Raw genomic sequence first — 20,199 nt, forward strand, 5'->3', positions numbered from 1 at the left:
TGTAAAAACATAACCTCCCGGGCTTTTATCCCTCCGTGGAACCCCTTGAAAGGGCCCGAAACCCTTGGACCAGTCACTTCCCTTGGAAAGCCGGAACCCTAGTTTCGTAAAGCAACTGTACCTCTAATTATTTTGTTTACCGTGAGAATCCTGATTGGATTCAATCTTGACAAACAAGAACACAATCTCATTATATACATCAAGATTTTTGAAATACAAGAGAAATATTGTGATTTCAGCAAAGATTCGCTACTCTTGACGTTGTATTTTTGTTTCGACGAGCAGGACAAGGTTGCTGCCATGAATTTGTTGCCAGCTACTTGAAATTACTTTGGGCTAGGGTTCCGGCTTTCCAAGGGAAGTGACTGGTCCGAGGGCCCGAGGCTTCTCCATAACGAAGCGCCACGGAGGGATAAAAGCCCGGGAGATTACATAATGCCAGGTGCATTATTGGTTCTAGTTATTTTCCGACCGTCTGGAGATTTGTTATATGTATCGCCTGCTTTTTTTTACCTTTCTTTCCAGCTTTATTCCACACTTCCTGTTTTCTTTCCAATAACTCGTCCATTTACTTGATGATCAGGTGCTTTTAGATTGCCTTTATAGCACCGGTATTTATTTTTGCTGACATAGTCAGCATGTACCATGATATGGCTTGTTTAATCATATGGAGCCTACAGTAGGAGAACCTATGTTTACAAAAATTCTGATTGCCAATCGTGGCGCTATCACCTGCCGTATTATCCGCACATTACGCCGAATGGGAATCAGTAGCGTGGTGGTTTTTACCAAAGCTGATGCGTTATCACAACATGTGCTGGATGCCGATGAGAGTATTTTCATCGGCGAAGGACTGGCCAGTGAAAGCTATCTGCGTGCCGATAAAATACTGGATGCTGCGTATCGGACAGGTGCCCAGGCGATCCATCCCGGGTATGGGTTTCTAAGCGAAAATGCCCGGTTTGCAGAACAATGTGCGACGCAAGGAATTTGTTTTCTGGGCCCCACACCCGAGCAGATGCGTATCTTTGGCCTGAAGCATACTGCCCGCATGCTTGCACAGCAGCTTGATGTGCCTATGCTGCCGGGTACCGGATTACTGGAAAGTATCAAAATAGCCTGTCAGGAAGCACTTCGGATTGGCTACCCGGTTATGCTGAAGAGTACGGCGGGGGGAGGTGGTATTGGCATGCGCTTGTGCCACAGCCAACCGGAACTGGTTGATGCATACGAATCCGTCAGGAATCTGGCACAAAGCAACTTTAGCAATGCCGGTTTGTTTCTGGAAAAATATATTGATCAGGCCCGTCATGTTGAAGTGCAGATTTTTGGTGATGGCCGGGGGAAAGTGGTTGCGCTGGGAGAGCGCGATTGCTCCATGCAGCGGCGTAACCAGAAGGTAATCGAAGAAACCCCTGCGCCAGGCCTGTCGCCAGTAACTCGCACAGCGCTGCAGGAAACGGCCGTGCGCTTGGGTGAATCGGTTCAATACCAGTCTGCTGGCACAGTGGAGTATGTTTACGACGCCGCTGCCGATCAGTTTTATTTCCTGGAGGTTAATACCCGGCTGCAGGTGGAACACGGTGTGACCGAGATGGTGACCGGCATTGATCTGGTTGAATGGATGATTCTGCTTGGTGCTAATGTATTACCGTCGCTGGAATCATTCAATATTCAACCACAGGGGACTTCCATTCAGGCGCGTGTATATGCGGAAAACCCGGCGAAAGATTTTCAGCCTTCCAGTGGTTTGTTGAGTGCAGTCGAATTTCCGGCAACTGCACGGATTGAGACCTGGGTGGCCGCAGGCTGCGAAGTATCGGCGTTCTATGATCCGATGCTGGCCAAAATCATCGTGCATGCTGCAGATCGCGATCAGGCCATTGATCGTTTAGTCACCGCACTGGATAAAACCACCCTTTATGGCATTGAAACCAATCTGGATTACCTCAGACAGGTGTTATCCGGAACAGCATTTCGCAGCGGACAAGTCAGCACGCAATACCTTGCCGGGTTTCGCTACCAGCCTCATTCCATGGATGTGCTGAACGCTGGTGTGCAAACGACGGTACAGGATTATCCCGGCAGAACGGGTTATTGGAACGTAGGTGTGCCGCCTTCCGGACCGATGGACAGCCTGGCTTTTCGTTTGGCTAATCGGCTGGTCGGAAATCCGGATGGTACTGCAGGACTGGAAATCACCCTGTCCGGGCCCACACTGCGCTTCAACTGTAACAGCCTCATTGCAGTATGCGGCGCTCCTATCAATGTTTGCTTGGATGGCAAACCTCTGGCGCAATGGCAGTCACACTTCATCAAAGCGGGCTCACTGTTAAAGTTTGGCAAGATCCGCCAGGCTGGTAGCCGCTCCTACCTGGCTATTCAAGGCGGAATTCAGGTGCCGGATTACCTAGGTAGTAAGTCTACCTTTACGCTGGGACAGTTCGGCGGACATGCCGGGCGTGCGCTACGCACCGGGGATGTGCTGCATATTCGGTTTGCAGAAGAAGCTGAACCCAGCATATTGCCTGTCGAGTGTATTCCACATTACACCAACTATTGGGAAATTGGCGTGTTGTACGGCCCGCATGGCGCACCGGATTTCTTTACGGAAGCAGATATTGATATGTTTTTTACGACGGACTGGAAGGTGCACCACAATTCCAGCCGCACCGGCGTGCGTCTGATTGGTCCCAAGCCACAATGGGCGCGCAAGGATGGAGGGGAAGCCGGACTGCATCCATCGAATATCCATGACAATGCCTACGCGGTCGGCACGATTGATTTTACTGGTGATATGCCCATCATTCTTGGTCTGGATGGCCCTAGTTTAGGTGGATTTGTCTGTCCTGCCGTGATTGTACAGGCGGAATTATGGAAAATCGGCCAACTCAAACCAGGTGATAGTGTGCGCTTTTATCCGCTGACAGTGGAATATGCACTGCTGCTGGAACAGCAACAGGACAAGATGATTCAGGAACCGGATGCCTTTGCACTCGCGGCGTCTAATATGCCTATGCTCCCGGTTGATCAAGGGAATCCTATATTACACCGGATTCCTGCAACTGACAGGCAGGTGCAGGTTGTTTACCGACAATCAGGAGACAAATATCTGTTGATTGAATATGGTGAAGCGGTACTCGATATCACATTGCATCTCCGCGCACACGCCTTGATGACCTGGCTGCAACAGCATATCGATCAAGGGAATTTGTCCGGAATTCTTGATATTACGCCCGGTATTCGCTCTTTACAGATCCATTTTGATTCGCGACTACTGGCGCGTGACCAGCTCCTGGACAGGCTCATTGCTGCCGAACAAGATTTGCCGGCCATTGACGATATGGAAATCCCCTCGCGTATCGTACATCTGCCACTCTCCTGGGATGACGCTGCTACAAGACTTGCGATTGAAAAGTACATGCAATCAGTCCGGCAAGATGCGCCCTGGTGTCCGAGCAATATTGAATTTATCCGACGCATCAACGGACTGGAGAATATTGATGAGGTCAAACGTATTGTTTTTGATGCCAGCTATCTGGTCCTGGGGCTAGGAGATGTTTATCTGGGTGCCCCGGTTGCCACACCGGTCGATCCACGTCATCGTCTCGTCACCACCAAATACAACCCGGCACGTACCTGGACGCCGGAAAATGCAGTTGGAATCGGAGGAGCCTATTTGTGTATTTATGGCATGGAGGGCCCGGGTGGATATCAGTTTGTCGGGAGAACGGTGCAGATGTGGAACCGTTATCGTCAAACGCTCGATTTTACTGCTGGCAAACCGTGGTTGCTGCGTTTTTTTGACCAGATCCGGTTTTATCCTGTTTCCGAGCATGAGCTGCTTGAATTACGTCAAGATTTTATTACGGGTCGCTTCACGCTGCGCACAGAGGATACGGTCTTCAGTCTGCGCGCTTATCAGGCATTTCTCCAGCAGCATGCAGATAGTATCAAGACATTCAAATCCCGGCAGCAAAAAGCGTTTGAGGCCGAGCGTGAATGCTGGCAGACAGAGAATATAAAGGATGATATTGGCGAAAATATGCTCGATAGCACTCACACAGAAAACGAGGTCAGCTTGTCGGATGGTGCGCACGCTGTCAGTTCGGATGTGACTGGCACCGTGTGGAAGCTGTTGATTGAAACCAGGCAATCAGTCAATATTGGAGATCCGATTATCGTCATTGAATCCATGAAGATGGAAATCACCCTGAGTGCGCCTGTCAGCGGGATCGTGCAACAAGTCAGCTGCAAGCAGGGAGATTATGTATGTTCCGGTCAGCTGTTGCTGATTGTTCAGGAGGAATAAGGGCTATTGAAGGGTGCAGTCAGCTTGAGCGTCAATTTCTGTCCAATAGAAAGCCGGTCGCTTCCCTTGTTCCACGAACGAACGGTGTTGATATCAATTCCGTAGCGTCTGGCAATCGCCTGAAGTGTATCTCCCTTTCTGACGGTGTATACGAAGTGTTCTGGCCGGGGAGACTGCGCTGATGTCTTGAGTAGGTTATGCGCCAGATAGGTTCTTTCCCTGATGCTGTTGCCGTCACGTGGCACCAGCAGTGTCTGCCCTTTTTTCAGCACTGCTCGCTCGGAGATACCATTGGTCTCGGCCAGTTTCGCAACCGGGATGCGATACCGATTGGATAAATCCTGCAAGGTATCTGCTGGCTGAGCCTGATAAACACGCCACGAAACCAGCGCTTTATCATAATTTTCAAGATTATCTACAAAAGTTTTGACCTTGGTGATGGGCAACAGCAAGGCGCGTGGAGATCCTTCTGCCTTGATGACGGGCCGGTGATACGCCGGATTCAAGGCATTAAATTCATTTTCTGAAATTCCGGCAAGCCTGGCGGCCAGTTGAACGTCGATCTGCTGGGTGATTGTAATTTGCTCGAAGTAAGGCCGGTTCGGGATGGGTTTCAGCTTGATGCCGTAACGGTTAGGATGGGCAATGATATTTCTGATGGCAATCAGCTTGGAGACATAGTTTCTGGTTTCGGAGGGAAGGTCGATCTGCTGGTAGCTGATTGATTTATTCCCACCATGATTTTCGTCAATCGCTTTTTTCAGAGACCCCTGGCCCCAATTGTATGCGGCCAGCGCCAACTTCCAGTTACCAAACATTTTGTGGAGCATCTGCAGGTAATCCAGCGCCGCCTGAGTGGCGGCGATAATATCGCGTCGTTCGTCATGCCACCAGTTTTGTTCCAGCCCAAATGCTTTTGCTGTCGAGGGGATAAATTGCCACAATCCTGCTGCATGTCTGTGGGAGTAGGCGTCCGGGTCAAAAGCGCTTTCAATGATCGGCAGTAACGCAATCTCGGCCGGCATATGTCGTCGCTCCACTTCTTCGATGATATAAAACAGATAGCGCTGACTGCGTTCAACGACATGATCTATAAACCGCTGGTTTTTACTGAAATTACTTTCGTGGAGTCGAACTTCCTGGCTTTGTGTATTGGTCAGAGAGAATCCAGCCCGTACGCGCATCCATAGATCATCTTGCTGTTTGTGTAATGGTGCCTGATACGGCTTTGTTTCCAGAACGGTAATACCGTTATTTTTTTCTAAAGATCTATCGGCTTGCGCCGTAACAGGAGAAAACGTTAATACTATTGCGGCAATCAATGCCAGTAAGGTATTCGATTTTGTCTTCATCCGGAATAAAACGAACGGTTCACTCGCATAATTTTTTTCTGAAAATAAAAAAGGCTGGTCACCTCTATTTTTGAATTTTAAAGTGAACCAGCCGGCCCGTCCAATATTCTACACCATTTTTCAATCAGCAATCGATTGATCAGTATTTCAATCCCAGCTTAATACGCCTCCCGTCTGGTATTCAATTACACGAGTTTCAAAGAAGTTTTTTTCTTTTTTCAAATCAACCATTTCTGACATCCACGGAAAAGGATTGCCTGCTTCGGGAAATAATGGATCAAGCCCGATCTGATGGCTACGGCGATTGATAATGAAGCGCAGATATTCCTTGAACATGGGTGCATTCAATCCCAGTACGCCGCGCGGCATGGTATCTTCCGCGTAACGGTACTCCAGCTCCACCGCCTTGCGCATGAGTGCACTGATTTCTTCCCGAAACTCGCGCGTCCATAAATGTGGATTTTCCAGCTTTATCTGGTTGATAACATCAATGCCAAAATTACAATGCATGGATTCATCACGCAGGATGTACTGATACTGCTCAGCAGCCCCGGTCATCTTGTTTTGCCGGCCAAGGGACAGAATCTGCACAAATCCAACATAGAAAAACAGCCCTTCCATAATGCAGGCAAACACAATCAGACTTTTTAGCAGCTGCTGATCAGTTTCCAGCGTGCCTGTCTGAAACGTGGGATTCGTCAATGTGTCGATGAAGGGAATCAGAAATTCGTCCTTGTCACGAATCGATTTGATTTCATGATAGGCATTAAAGATTTCGCCTTCATCCAGGCCAATCGATTCGACAATATATTGATAAGCGTGCGTGTGGATTGCTTCCTCAAAAGCCTGACGCAATAAATACTGGCGGCATTCGGGATTGGTAATGTGCCGGTAGGTTCCCAGCACGATATTGTTGGCCGCCAGTGAATCAGCCGTGACGAAAAAACCGAGGTTACGCTTGACGATACGGCGCTCGTCCTCAGTCAACCCATTGGGATCTTTCCACAGGGCAATATCACGCGTCATGTTGATTTCTTGCGGCATCCAGTGGTTGGCACAGGCTGACAGATATTTTTCCCATGCCCATTTGTATTTAAATGGCACCAGCTGATTAACATCCGCCTTGCAATTAATAATGCGCTTGTCTTCTACGGAAACCCGGCGATGATTTTCTGCTGATATTTCTTCGTGCAGCCCTTGCTGTTCAGCAGTTGTTTTTTGTGTGGGGACGCTTGCTGGGATATTTCTCGGCTGAAATACTTCATCTTCAAAATTCAACATCCTTTTATTCCTCTTTATATTTTTGAATTATCTGGGGAAATTTTTCAATACTTACTGACACGCTTCACATTCAGGATCGTCGATCGCGCACTGTTTTGTGGCGGAATGGATTTGCCCTGAGCTGTCCGTATGCCCATTTTGCTGTGCAGGGACCGCGTTCAGCGTGCCGGTATGCACTGTTGATTTTTCTGCAGTGGTCGCCCCCATGGCGCGCAGATAATAGGTTGTCTTGAGACCACGCAACCAAGCCAATCGATATAAATCATCCATTTTCTTACCGGAAGCACCTGACATATAAAGATTGAGGGATTGCGCCTGATCAATCCATTTTTGTCTTCTGGCAGCTGCTTCAACCAGCCATCGGGGATCGATCTCAAATGCGGTAGCGTAAAGAGCACGCAGATTTTCAGGAATCCGGTCGATCTTGCTGGCAGCGCCATCGTAGTGTTTGAGATCTGCGATCATGACTTCATCCCATAAATCCTGCTTCTTGAGGTCATTAACCAGCGATTGATTGACGACCGTAAATTCGCCGGAAAGATTGGATTTAACATATAGATTCTGGTAGGTGGGTTCGATGCTGGCCGAAACACCAATAATATTGGAGATTGTCGCAGTGGGTGCAATCGCCAGGCAATTGGAATTGCGCATGCCGTATTGCTTGATCCGCTCACGTAACGGGGTCCAATCTAGCGTGGATGAGGTATCAACCTCCACATGGCCACCACGTTCCTCCTGCAACAACGCCAGCGAATCCTGTGGCAGGATGCCGCGCTCCCACAAACTGCCGTGATAGGTGGCATAGGTGCCGCGCTCTTCAGCCAGTTCAGTAGATGCCCAGTAGGTGTGATAGGCAACTGCTTCCATTGAACTATCAGCAAATTCAACCGCTTCGCGGGATGCATAGGAAATCCCTAGTTTATGCAGGCAATCCTGAAATCCCATGATGCCCAGCCCGACCGGCCGATGGCGTAAATTGGCATTGCGCGCTTTTGCTACTGCGTAAAAATTGATATCGATCACATTGTCCAGCATGCGCATGGCCGTGGCGACTGTCTGCTTGAGCTTAGTCAGATCCAGTTTGCCATCCACAATATGTGCCGGCAAATTAATCGATCCCAGGTTGCATACGGCAATTTCCTTTTCATTGGTATTCAGCGTAATCTCGGTACACAGGTTGGAGCTGTGTACGACGCCAACATGATTTTGTGGCGAGCGGATATTGCATGGATCCTTGAACGTGATCCACGGATGGCCGGTTTCAAACAGCATCGTCAGCATCTTGCGCCACAGTTGCCGGGCCGGGATACGTTTATGCAGCGCCAATCTGCCCTGCGTCGCCTGCTCTTCATAGGCAATATAGGCTTCTTCAAATGCCTTGCCATATTTCTCGTGCAGATCCGGTGTGTCGGAAGGTGAAAACAGCGTCCATTCCTGATCTTCCAGCATACGCTTCATGAACAGATCCGGTACCCAGACAGCGGTATTCATGTCATGCGTCCGCCGTCGATCATCACCAGTATTTTTGCGTAACTCCAGAAATTCTTCGATATCAAGATGCCAGGTTTCCAGGTAGGCACAGACTGCGCCTTTGCGCTTGCCGCCTTGATTAACGGCCACTGCTGTATCCGAAACCACCTTGAGAAAAGGTACCACGCCCTGCGATTTGCCGTTAGTGCCCTTGATGCGCGCCCCCATTGCCCGGACCGGTGTCCAGTCATTACCCAGCCCGCCCGCGAACTTGGACAGCAAGGCATTCTCCTTGATGGCTTCGTAGATACCATCAAGACTGTCCGGCACCGTGCTCAGATAGCATGAGGATAGCTGCGAGCGTCGTGTGCCAGAGTTAAACAATGTTGGCGTTGAACTCATGAAATCAAATGTCGACAGCAGATGATAAAACTCGATAGCACGCGCCTCACGATCAATTTCATTCAGCGCCAGTCCCATGGCAACACGCATGAAGAATGCCTGGGGCAGCTCGATACGCCGTTCGGAAATATGCAAAAAATACCGGTCATACAGGGTTTGCAAGCCGAGGTAGCCAAATTGCAGATCACGATCCGCTATCAGTGTTTCTGACAACCGTGCCAGATCAAATTGGCCCAGACGCTCATCCAGTAGCCCGGCCTCCATCCCCTGTCGGATAAAACCTGGAAAATAATCGGCATAGCGTGACTGCATGGCCTCATGGGAAACATCTTCACCCAGAACTTCATGGCGAATGTTGTCCAGCAGCAGCCTGGCTGTCACAAAGCTATAGGCAGGCTCTTTTTCGATCAAGGCGCGCGCAGATAAAATGGCAGATTTCCTGACTTCTTCCGCAGGCACGCCATCATATAAATCTCTCAGCATTGCCTTGACGATCAACCCCGCATTAACGACATTCCCCAGATGCTGGCAGGCTGATTCAATGCGAGCTGTCAGTCGGGATGGATCCAGCGGAATTCTTTGTCCATTTTCCACAATATGCAACACCGCTGCCTGGGTAGAAGTCGGCGGCTCTTTCTGCTGCCTTGCCCGTTCCCGCGCCCGCTCCTCACGGTACAGCACATAGGCGCGCGCAACGTCATGATCACCCGAGCGCATCAGCGCCAGCTCTACCTGATCCTGAATATCCTCGATATGAAACGTGCCTCCTCCCGGGCGGCGGCGAGTCAGCGCATGCACCACTTCGCCGGTCAGCTGCGCCACGATCTCACGCATACTGGAGGAAGCCGCACTTTGTCCGCCTCGTACCGCAATAAACGCCTTGGTCATCGCGATGGAAATTTTGCCCGGCTCAAATGCCACCACAGCACCATTGCGGCGGATCACTTTATATTGGGAATAATCCTGCCGAGTTGCTGGCGAATCGGTCATCTCTCCCAGAAAATTTTTCTGGAGAATAGAGGAGGATGAAGGGGCGTCTGTAGCGAGCTGCATGATCAATTTCTCCTGTTCAATCCGGGCGTACTGCTGATTGAAAAAATGACTAAAAACAAGTAATTGCAATGAAAATGACGATAACCGTCAAATAGCTTGAACCACAATATATTGTGGTATGAATGGTTAAATAATGGTACCTGTTGTGCATGCCGATTGTCAACAGCAGATGATGCCGTATTAGAGGCTATGGTTTCCGAGAAGAGTTCCCTATAATCAAAAGATCACTATCCGAGAAGGTTTGCCATGCATTCAAGTCAGTGGAAACTGCTTTCAAGCAGACGTTTTTTACCCTTTTTTGTTACCCAGTTTCTGGGTGCATTCAATGACAATGTTTTCAAGAATGCACTGGTGATCCTGATTACCTATGCCGCTATGGACAACGCGGGCCTGAGCCCACAGATCATGGTTACGCTGGCGGCCGGTATTTTCATCCTGCCATTTTTTGTTTTTTCTGCGCTTGCCGGTCAACTGGCGGATAAATGGGACAAGGCGCGGCTGATCCGCTATGTCAAATTCGTCGAAATCATTCTGATGGGGGGGGCTGCTACAGGATTTTATCTGGACAGCGTACTGTTTCTGCTGGGGATATTGTTTCTGATGGGCGCTCAGTCTGCTTTCTTCGGTCCGTTAAAATACAGCATCCTGCCAGATCAGTTGCGTGAAGATGAGCTAATTGGCGGTAATGCGCTGGTTAGTGCGGGAACATTTATTGCCATCCTGCTCGGTACAATCATAGGGGGATTACTTATTCTGGCTGAACAAGGGGGATGGATTGTATCGGCTATCGTAATCAGCGTGGCATTGGCAGGCTGGTTATTCAGCCTGTTTATTCCCCCGGTTCAACCGGCTGCTGCAGATACAACAGTCAGTTGGCATCTCCTCCAAGACACGCGCACAATCATTCAGCAAGCTCGGCAGAACAGCACAGTGTTTCACGCCATTCTCGGGATATCGTGGTTCTGGCTGTTTGGTGCTACGTTTTTGTCGCAGTTTCCCACCTTCGCCAAGGAAATTATCGGTGGAAACGAACAGGTTGTTACGCTGTTTTTGACACTTTTTTCAGTGGGGATCGGTATCGGTGCACTGCTGTGCGACAAGTTGCTCAAGGGGAAAGTGGCTGCCACTTATGTGCCTTTGGGTGTACTGGGCATGACGTTCTTCACCGTCGATTTATATTTTGCCAGTGTTGCTGTCGTCCCCGCATCAGATCATGAATTCATCGGTGCCCTGAGTTTTCTGGAATCATTCGCCCACTGGCGAATTCTGCTGGATTTGCTGGTCATCTCAATCAGTGGCGGGCTTTACATTGTGCCGCTGTATGCCATTGTACAAAACTACGCAGAAGCTTCTCAGCGATCGCGCGCCATTGCTGCCAATAACATCATGAATGCGCTATTCATGGTGGTTTCTGCACTGGGAATCAGTGTGATGCTGGCACTGGATTTTACTGTTCCCGAGGTATTCCTGACGATCGCGCTGCTCAATGGTCTGGTGGCAATCTACATTGCAAAATTGTTGCCGTATGAATTGGCCAGATCCATTTTGCATTGGGTCTTTCATACCTTTTACCGTCTGAAGATCAATGGGCTGGAACATTATCAGCAGGCGGGAGAAAGGGTATTGATCGTTGCCAATCACCTGTCATTCCTGGATGCCGCACTGCTGAGCGTATGTTTTCCTGAGCGCCTGTGTTTTGCCATCAATTCTGATATTGCCCGGAAATGGTGGGTTCGACCATTCCTGTTTCTGGCGGATACGGTGACGGTGGATCCGATCAATCCCCTTTCCACACGCCTGCTGATCGAACGAGTCAGAAACGGTGACAGAGTGGTGATTTTTCCGGAAGGTCGAATGACAATGACTGGAGCGCTCATGAAAATCTACGAAGGCCCAGCCATGATTGCAGATAAAGTCGATGCAAAATTGCTTCCAGTCAGCCTGTCAGGCCCGCAATACACGCCTTTTTCCAGATTGAAAGGCAAAGTGAGAATACGCTGGTTTCCCAGGATCACAGTGACGGTCATGCCGCCAGAAAACTTTAATCTGCCGGACTCAATCCGTGGCAGGCGCCGCCGCCGAACAACCGGGCTAAAGCTATACGACATCATGGCCACCACTGTCTTTCAGAGCAATGCCATGCAGCAAACCCTATTTCAGTCTCTGCTCGACGCTGCTGCTACACATGGCGGAAAACATACCATTGCAGAAGATGTTGAACGTCATCCGCTGAATTATTCGCAACTGATCACCCGCAGCTTCATACTGGGTGCTATTTTGCGCCACCGTACGCATGCGCAAGAAAACGTGGGGATCATGCTGCCCAATATGGTGAGTAACCTGATCTGCTTTTTCTCACTACATGCTTTCGGGCGTGTGCCCGCTATGCTGAATTTTTCTGCCAGCTCCAGAAATCTGGTGATGGCTTGTCGGATTGCACAAATCCGGACAGTCATTACTGCACGCAAATTTATCGAAGCGGCAAAACTGAGCGGGCAGATCGACAGTCTGAAAGCACAGCAGATCCATCTGATTTATCTGGAAGATCTTCCGCACCAGGCGCATTGGTGGCACAAGCTGATGGGGCTGGTGGCAGGCTGGCTGCCCGGAATGAGTTATCGTCTGACGGATTCCCGGCGCGATCCGGATGCACCGGCTGTGGTTCTGTTTACTTCCGGCTCCGAAGATACGCCCAAGGGGGTTGTACTCAGCCATACCAATCTACAGGCAAATCGCTTTCAGGTATCTGCCCGGATTGATTTCGGCCCGAGCGATCTGGTATTCAATGCCTTGCCGATCTTTCATTCTTTTGGCTTGACGGGTGGCACATTGCTGCCAGTGTTGTCCGGTATCCGGGTCTTTTTGTATCCATCACCGCTGCATTACCGGATCATTCCCGAGCTGATCTACGATACCAACGCCACCCTGATGTTTGGCACAGATACCTTTCTTGCTGGCTATGCGCGCTATGCCAATGCTTACGATTTTTACAGCATTCGTTATGTATTCGCCGGTGCTGAAAAATTGCGGGAAAGCACACGCAGACTATGGTCGGAAAATTTTGGTGTACGTATTTTTGAAGGCTACGGCACGACGGAGACTGCCCCTATCCTCAGTTTAAATACGCCGATGCATAACCATCCCGGCTCAGTGGGTCGCCTGTTGCCAGGTATTCACAGCAGACTGGAACCGGTTGCGGGAATCAGCCAGGGTGGCAGATTGCTGGTATCTGGCCCGAATGTGATGCTGGGCTATTATCTGGCCGCCAATCCCGGCATGATCGTACCGCCCGCCGAAGGCTGGCATGATACAGGCGACATCGTTGAAATCAACGAGGAAGGTTATGTTTTCATTAAGGGGCGCGCCAAACGGTTTGCCAAAATTGGTGGAGAAATGATCTCGTTGACAGCGGTGGAGGAAGCCATCAATCGGCTGTGGCCAGGTTATGGTCATGCCGTAATCCAGCGTCCTGATGCGAAAAAAGGTGAGCAGATTGTGCTGATTACCACCCGCCAGCAAGCAGATCGAAGTGAAATCATCACTTATTTCAGCAAAAATGATCTGGGCGAACTGGGAATCCCACAGAACATTTTGTACATTGACAAACTGCCGTTACTGGCGACGGGTAAAATCGATTATGTACTGTTGCACGAATGGGTGCAGCAGCCAGGCACAAGCCCTGGTTAGAGATTTATTGATAAAACAGATCATCCTTTCATTATGCGGTACGCCCGGATCGTCGGGAATATAGCTGTTTTATAGCGAATCATGCTATGAACAACAGATATCTGGCCAATTATGGCCGTACTACCTGCTCTTCCGGCAAGTGCTATTTGTTTCAGCTTGTTTGAGCGCTATAATCAGCGGCTTGAAAAAATCCTGGCCGGACAGAGTGCAGCCAGCGTTGCTTGCTTACAGTGCTGTACAGCAACGAAATGAAGGCTTGGCAACTTGACCGGCGACACGCCTTCCTGTCTATTTACATGCTACAAAAATTACATAGCAAGCGGATAACGAATTTCGTGCTGCAAAAAGCTTGCTGGTTCTGCTGACCAAGTAAAAGAAAAGGGAGTTATATCCATGAATACTATGATTACCGTTACATCCATGCCATCTACCGTTAAGCGCAGTGCAATGGGTTTGCATTTGATTGGTGATTTATACGGTTGTTCATGCGATGAACGCTTGATGCTGGATGCTGATTTTCTGGAAACGTTCTGCAAGCAATGCGTAACTGCAGCTGGTTTAACCATCGTTGGCAGTCTTTTCCACAGTTTTGGCGAAGGAGGCGGTGTGACTGGTGTAGTGGTACTGGCAGAATCCCATTTATCCATTCACACCTGGCCGGAATCCGGTTATGTGACCCTGGATGTGTATGTCTGTAACTATTCATCCGACAATCGCCCCAAAGCACAGCAACTGTTCGACAGCATTCTGGAAGCCTTCAATCCGGCTGATCCGCATCTGCACCGGGTTGAGCGTGCGTGATGGAAGAATCCGGCAATGCTTATAAAGCGCGTTATGTAGCAGAGCGTCTGAGCCCGGATTTTGGTTTTTATCTGCGTGCAAGCCGACAACTGGCAAAGGTAAACTCAGCCTGGCAAAAAATTGAGATTTTTGAGAATCCACTGTTTGGCCGGGTGATGCGCATCGATGGCTGTTTCATGACCTCGGAGCGTGATGAATTTTTTTATCATGAACCCATGGTGCATTTGCCTGCCATCAGCCATGGTGCACCGCGCCACGCCCTGATTGTTGGTGGTGGCGATGGCGGCGCGGCAGAAGAGTTACTCAAATATCCCGGGGTGCAGCGCCTGGTACTGGCTGAACTGGATGGTGAGGTGATCCGGATGGCGCGAGAATGGTTGCCAACTATTCATCGCGGGGCATTTGATGATCCGCGCCTGGAGCTGCTCCTGGGCGATGCGCTGCCTTTTATTGAAAGTAGCGTTGAACGCTTCGATCAGATCATTCTCGACTTGACCGACCCGTTCGGGCCAGCAACCGATCTTTACACAGTTGAATTTTATCGTGCCTGCCAAAAGCTGTTGAATCCCGGTGGGGTAATTTCGCTGCATATCGGATCGCCCATTCATTTGCAGATACCCATGGCAAGAATTGCCGCTTCGTTACGGGAGGTGTTTGCCATCGTTCGGCCCTATTTGCAGTATGTCCCGCTCTACGGCACGTTATGGTGTATGGCCATGGCTTCCGATACAACTGATCCTCTTCTTCTGAGCTCAGAAGAAGTTAATGCACGTCTAGATAAACAGGGATTGCAGGATTTGCAGCTCTACAACGGAGCGACTCACCATGCCCTGCTCGCACAACCTAATTTTGTACGCGAGATCCTGCAGCGACCGGTTAAATTAATTCACCGGGGTGAAATACTTGAAGGAATCAACGACCCCGAATCATTGCCTGGCGTTACCGTCATCCCGGACTGAACATACTGGACGTGCTGTATATCGTTACCAGCGGCAGCAGCAAAATCATTTTTTGCTGTTTTTCGCAGGTGGAGTGTGCTTCACCCTCTGCATAGCCGTCAGGTAAGCAATAATTTCTTCCAGAACCTTCTCTCGCTCCGGTATTTCTGCAGCTAGCGCCGGCATGGTCGTGTTGTAGCGTAGACTGGCCGGATCATCAATCCAGCGTTTCAGGTATTCTGGTTTGAAGTATTCGGTTACGCTGATAGGATAATTTAATTCAGGCGCTTTCCCTCCTCCTTGCCCGTTGATGGTATGGCACGCCATGCAATATTTGCGGAAATGTAGAAAACCACGTTTGACCTCAGCAGAAACACGCGCTGGAGGAAACATTCCCGGGAAACGGGTGGCAAAAGCAGCGAGCTCAATGCCAATGATCTGATACGGCATATCAGCGGCGCCTTCTGCAAGCAGGATGGGGAATTTCAGGTTGTCCCATACCAGATAAACCGGCCCTAATTCCACCACTTCATGATTTTGCAGTGTGTTATCCAGTATAAAAGGGGAGCCGTCTGCGCTCGCAACGGCAAGATAGGCGTCGTAAGCGAGAAATTTCGCCACCGGGATACTGGGCTGATAGCCATCTTTGCAGCTAAAGACAATCTCGTCTGCAGCTCTCCAGCCTTGTCCAAAAATTCGATCCAAAACGGGCTGTACAGGATAAGCCTTATATTGACGCTCCCTGCGCTCGTGCACTTCAAAAATATTCAATATTGTCTGCCTGCTAAAGGTATTGAGTTCCTCTGGTTTTAGCAATTGGACGACGTTATCCTGATTTTTGAATTTGATGAAAGTATCCATTGCATCAGCTTGTGCATGCGCCAGATGGATAAGGCCGATCATTAAACACACACTCAGTATTAAGCATCTGCAATAAGGCGTAATGCAACTATGGTGATTGCAATGCCAGTTGAGAAAATGTTTTTGATCTCGTTCCATTTATTCAACCAGAAATCCGTTTGTCTGCCGGGTCCACAGCTGAGTGTAGGCACCATTGGCAGCCAGCAGTTCGGCATGGCTGCCGTCTTCAATAATACGCCCGTGGCTAAATACCAGAATGCGATCCAGGTGTGCGATGGTGGAAAGGCGGTGAGCGACTACGATGACAGTTTTATTTTGCATAAGTGTATTCAGGCTGTTCTGGATGGCTTGTTCGGTCACGGAATCCAGGCTGGAAGTAGCCTCATCCATGATCAGAATCGGCGCATTCTTTACGATCACCCGGGCGATGGAAATACGTTGCCGCTGGCCGCCAGAGAGCTTTACACCACGCTCGCCCACTAGTGATTCATACTGACTGGGCATGCGCTCGATAAATTCATGCGCATCCGCGCCACGTGCCGCCAGTTCGATTTCTTCCTGGTTGGCATCAGGACGGCCATAGCGGATGTTTTCCAACAGTGTGCGGTGAAACAGCCCCGGATCTTGCGGAATCAAGCTGATTTGTGCATGCAGAGATTGCTGGGTAATGTTCCGGATATCCTGGCCATCAATCAGAATACTGCCTTGTTGGGGATCATACAGCCGCAAAATCAGATTCAGCAAGGTAGATTTACCAGAACCAGAATATCCTACCAGCCCAACACGCTGCCCGCCTTCAATCCGCAGATTGAGATTTTCAAATACCGGGCTGCCAGGAACATAGCTGAAGGTAACATCACGCAATTCAATACAACCCTGGGTAACTTGCAGCGGTTTTGCTCCAGGGGAATCAGTGATCTCGTGTTCACGCACGATGGTGTACACCCCATTGGTGATATTGCCAATGTATTCAAACAGATCAATGAAACGACGGCTGATATTGCGCACTTCATTGATGATCAGCAATGAAAGGCTGATGCTCATCACAAAATCAGCGACCGATATCCGATCCCGCTGCCATAGCCATAGCGCAAACAGCAATGTTCCCACTTTGAGGATTAGTGCTAGCGAATATTGAAACCAGAGGATTCTCTCGTTGGACCAGAGCCAACGTCGTGCCGCAGTAATTTCATTATTCAGAAAATTTTTTAGGTAATCGCGCTCAAAGCCCAGCATGGCAAACAGCCGCACACTGGCAAGATTGGTAACAGCATCTACCACTTTGCCAATTGTAATACTGCGTGCCTCGGCCGATTTATGCGCCAATGGCCGGCAACGTCGTGCCAGCTGATAAGAAATACTCAGAAAGAGTAATGCCCATACCAGCGTGAACAAGGCTAGCGGAATACTGGCATACCACAGCAGAGCGACTGATACCGTCAGCGTGACGACAATCGGCAGAAAATCAAATACCAGTGTCCACAATGTCATGTTGACGCTAGTGGAAGTTTCCGAAATGCGGCTGGCCAGCGCACCGGCAAAATTATTGCTGAGAAAGCGATGCGAATGATGTTGCAGCCAGGCGTACAGCTCGCTGGTTACCTGCGCGCGCAAACGCGGAGCAACAACAATCCGGCAAGAGGCGCTGGCACGGCTGAACAGCACTTCACTCAGGTTAAGCACGATGTAAAGCCCGAGTGGGAAGGCAACGGCGGTAAAGATCTGTTCCCGCACATTGATCGCATCCGTTACCCCGCCGACAATCTGTCCGATGGCATACGGCGTCAGAATACCGCTGGCCGAAGAACCGATTTCCAACAGCACAACCAGCGCACACCAGCCGGTGTAATGCCTGAAAAAATGCAGCAGAAAAGGAATCGGTTCGCCCGGCAACGCTGGTGCATGCGGGGAAAAGTGGGTTTCATTCATCAGAAACGACAGGAAAAGAGTATTTGGGCCTCATGGTAATAAGATATGAGGCTTGTACAACTGACAAAGCAAGATGGCGATGTACAGATGCAGTGATCAAACCAACTGACACGTTAGGGTCAGTGTGTGGAAGATAAAAACCGGAGCCCGGACGAGCGATAAGTTTGCCCGGGTTTATTTGCATTTACCTGATAGGTACTGGCTAAAACGGGATATCGTCTTCCATATCGTCAAAACCTGTGCTGCTACCTGTAGTGCCAGTTTTAGCAGGTGTGTTACTTGAATATTCGTTACCTTGGTCGGCTGGTGGATCATAGTTACCACCGCTGCCACCACCTGAGCGGCCACCAAGCATTTGCATACGGTCGGCGACGATTTCGGTGGTATAGCGTTCCACGTTGGATTTATCAGTCCATTTGCGCGTTTGTAAGCGACCTTCGATATAAATCTGTGAGCCTTTTTTCAGATATTCTCCAGTAATCTCAGCCAGCTTGCCAAACATAACGATCCGGTGCCATTCGGTGCGCTCCTGTTTCTCGCCCCCCTTGTCTTTCCAGGTATCGGTAGTGGCAATATTCAGATTTGCCATGGCATCGCCGCTGGGCATGTAACGGATTTCCGGATCGCGGCCAAGATTGCCAATCAACATAACTTTATTTAGTGAAGCCATTTATCTATTTCCTTCCAATAACTGAACCACTTTTTCTTCATCAAAACCCTTGAGATCAACCTTCAGATAAGCCACCTGTTCATTGGCCAGTACAAGCGCCTCATATACTCCCGGCAGGGCTGCCAATTCGCGTGATAAGGCATTGGCCTGTTCGGAATTCATTTCTCCAACCTGATACATTTTGGAACGGACAGCTGCCGGTGCCTGCATGGTGGTGGCCAGTATCAACCAAATAATCAACAACCCGCTGCACATGATCGCCATGGCGTAAAAGCCAAAATGCTGGAACAAGTAACCGCCCAAGGCGGAGCCAACAAACGCACCTAGAAACTGGGTGCTGCTGTAAACGCCAATGGCAGTTCCCTTGGCACCAACGGGTGCAATTTTAGAGATCAGTGAGGGCAGTGTTGCTTCGAGCAGATTAAACGCGGTGAAAAAGACCAGTAACGCGAAAACCAGTCCCCAAAAGGAAGTGTTGAAGATCGCCAGTAACACCTGTGCCAGTAACAATAACGCCACAGCAGCAATGAAAACCGGTTTCATCCGGGCTTTTTTCTCGGCATAAATAATGGCAGGCACCATCAATATCACCGCGCCTACCATGACGGGCAAATAAACTTGCCAGTGGTGGGCAGCGGCCAGGCCGGTTTCCCGCAGGGATACTGGTACCACCAGCCAGAGTGCCATCAGGACCGCATGCAGGGCAAAAATCCCATAGTTCAATCGCAGCAGTTGCGGATCACGTAACACGTTACCAAAGCGGCTGGTAGTAACCTCGGTGTCCGAGTGAAAACGGCTGATAACCGGATCAGGTACTACCTTGTACACGACCAGCATTGCCAATATGGCCAGACAGCCGGTAATGGCGAAAATACCCGGGACGCCGACCCATTGATTCAGGATAGGCGCAGATATCAGTGACAGTGCGAATACTGCGCCGATGCTGACTCCAATCATTGCCATCGCCTTGGTGCGATGTTCTTCCCGTGTCAAATCAGCTGCCAGCGCCATGACTGCGGCTGAAATAGCACCGGCACCCTGGATGACGCGCCCGAAAATAACCCAGTAAATATCGGTTGCTGATGCTGCGACAAAACTGCCCACGGCAAACAGGATCAGGCCGAGATACACCACCGGCTTGCGCCCGATGCGATCAGACAGCCAGCCGAATGGAATCTGCAGAATCGCCTGCGTCAATCCGTAAGCACCCAGCGCGATACCGATCAGCGTGTAACTGTCTCCTCCTGGCAGATCTTTGGCGAAAAAAGTAAAAACCGGAAGAATAATGAACAGACCGAACATGCGAAGTGCATAGACGCCTGCCAGACTGATGGATGCGCGCAGCTCCACCCGGGACATTTTTTCAGGAAGTTTGGTTGCTGTTCTGGATGCAGGTGTTGCGGACATGAAGCGTAATTGTGAATTGTGATAAAAGCGGGAAGT

The 20,199-nt window shown here is 49.8% G+C and carries 11 protein-coding genes and 2 riboswitches; of the genes, 4 read left to right on the plus strand and 7 right to left on the minus strand.

The window, feature by feature from the left end:
* Positions 1-12: 12 nt before the first annotated feature.
* A riboswitch (guanidine-I (ykkC/yxkD leader) is annotated at positions 13-113 on the minus strand.
* A gap of 212 nt (positions 114-325) precedes the next feature.
* A riboswitch (guanidine-I (ykkC/yxkD leader) is annotated at positions 326-429 on the plus strand.
* 262 nt (positions 430-691) lie between these two features.
* Complete coding sequence (gene uca, locus C8R14_RS07605; protein WP_011635439.1) at positions 692-4,312, plus strand: urea carboxylase; 3,621 nt, start codon at positions 692-694, stop codon at positions 4,310-4,312.
* Here uca and C8R14_RS07610 read toward each other — a convergent pair.
* The 3 genes from C8R14_RS07610 to C8R14_RS07620 all read right to left on the minus strand — a co-directional run bounded on the left by C8R14_RS07610 (position 4,300) and on the right by C8R14_RS07620 (position 9,870).
* Positions 4,300-5,664: a transglycosylase SLT domain-containing protein gene (locus C8R14_RS07610; protein ID WP_011635438.1), complete on the minus strand. Its 1,365-nt coding sequence runs from the start codon at positions 5,662-5,664 to the stop codon at positions 4,300-4,302. The two genes, uca and C8R14_RS07610, sit on opposite strands and share 13 nt — an antisense overlap.
* Positions 5,665-5,811: 147 nt before the next feature.
* Positions 5,812-6,945 (minus strand): ribonucleotide-diphosphate reductase subunit beta, encoded by a 1,134-nt coding sequence (locus tag C8R14_RS07615; protein WP_011635437.1) that lies wholly within the window; start codon positions 6,943-6,945, stop codon positions 5,812-5,814.
* Positions 6,946-6,996: 51 nt separating this feature from the next.
* Positions 6,997-9,870 carry a ribonucleoside-diphosphate reductase subunit alpha gene (locus C8R14_RS07620; protein ID WP_011635436.1) on the minus strand — a complete coding sequence of 958 codons (2,874 nt, stop codon included), beginning with the start codon at positions 9,868-9,870 and terminating at the stop codon, positions 6,997-6,999.
* A 246-nt stretch (positions 9,871-10,116) separates the two neighbouring features.
* Between C8R14_RS07620 and C8R14_RS07625 the strand changes: the two genes are divergently transcribed.
* The 3 genes from C8R14_RS07625 (at position 10,117) to speE (ending at position 15,317) form a co-directional block, all read left to right on the plus strand.
* The gene (locus C8R14_RS07625; protein WP_011635435.1) at positions 10,117-13,557 is read left to right on the plus strand and encodes an acyl-[ACP]--phospholipid O-acyltransferase; all 3,441 of its coding nucleotides are present in this window, start codon (positions 10,117-10,119) and stop codon (positions 13,555-13,557) included.
* Positions 13,558-13,950: 393 nt separating this feature from the next.
* Positions 13,951-14,358: an adenosylmethionine decarboxylase gene (gene speD, locus C8R14_RS07630; protein ID WP_011635434.1), complete on the plus strand. Its 408-nt coding sequence runs from the start codon at positions 13,951-13,953 to the stop codon at positions 14,356-14,358.
* Positions 14,358-15,317: a polyamine aminopropyltransferase gene (gene speE / locus C8R14_RS07635; protein WP_011635433.1), complete on the plus strand. Its 960-nt coding sequence runs from the start codon at positions 14,358-14,360 to the stop codon at positions 15,315-15,317. Before speD ends, speE begins: the two co-directional genes overlap by 1 nt.
* A 45-nt stretch (positions 15,318-15,362) precedes the next feature.
* Here the strand turns inward: speE and C8R14_RS07640 are convergent, their stop codons facing one another.
* The 4 genes from C8R14_RS07640 to C8R14_RS07655 all read right to left on the minus strand — a co-directional run bounded on the left by C8R14_RS07640 (position 15,363) and on the right by C8R14_RS07655 (position 20,163).
* The gene (locus C8R14_RS07640; RefSeq protein WP_242500179.1) at positions 15,363-16,199 is read right to left on the minus strand and encodes a c-type cytochrome; all 837 of its coding nucleotides are present in this window, start codon (positions 16,197-16,199) and stop codon (positions 15,363-15,365) included.
* A gap of 96 nt (positions 16,200-16,295) precedes the next feature.
* Positions 16,296-18,086 (minus strand): ABC transporter ATP-binding protein, encoded by a 1,791-nt coding sequence (locus C8R14_RS07645; RefSeq protein WP_011635431.1) that lies wholly within the window; start codon positions 18,084-18,086, stop codon positions 16,296-16,298.
* A 202-nt stretch (positions 18,087-18,288) separates the two neighbouring features.
* Positions 18,289-18,756 carry a single-stranded DNA-binding protein gene (locus C8R14_RS07650; protein ID WP_011635430.1) on the minus strand — a complete coding sequence of 156 codons (468 nt, stop codon included), beginning with the start codon at positions 18,754-18,756 and terminating at the stop codon, positions 18,289-18,291.
* Positions 18,757-20,163, minus strand: a complete 1,407-nt coding sequence (locus tag C8R14_RS07655) for an MFS transporter (RefSeq protein ID WP_011635429.1) — start codon at positions 20,161-20,163, stop codon at positions 18,757-18,759. It abuts the gene before it with no gap.
* Positions 20,164-20,199: the final 36 nt, after the last annotated feature.

The organism is Nitrosomonas eutropha (assembly GCF_003201195.1).
In the GTDB taxonomy this organism is placed as follows: Bacteria; Pseudomonadota; Gammaproteobacteria; order Burkholderiales; family Nitrosomonadaceae; genus Nitrosomonas; species Nitrosomonas eutropha.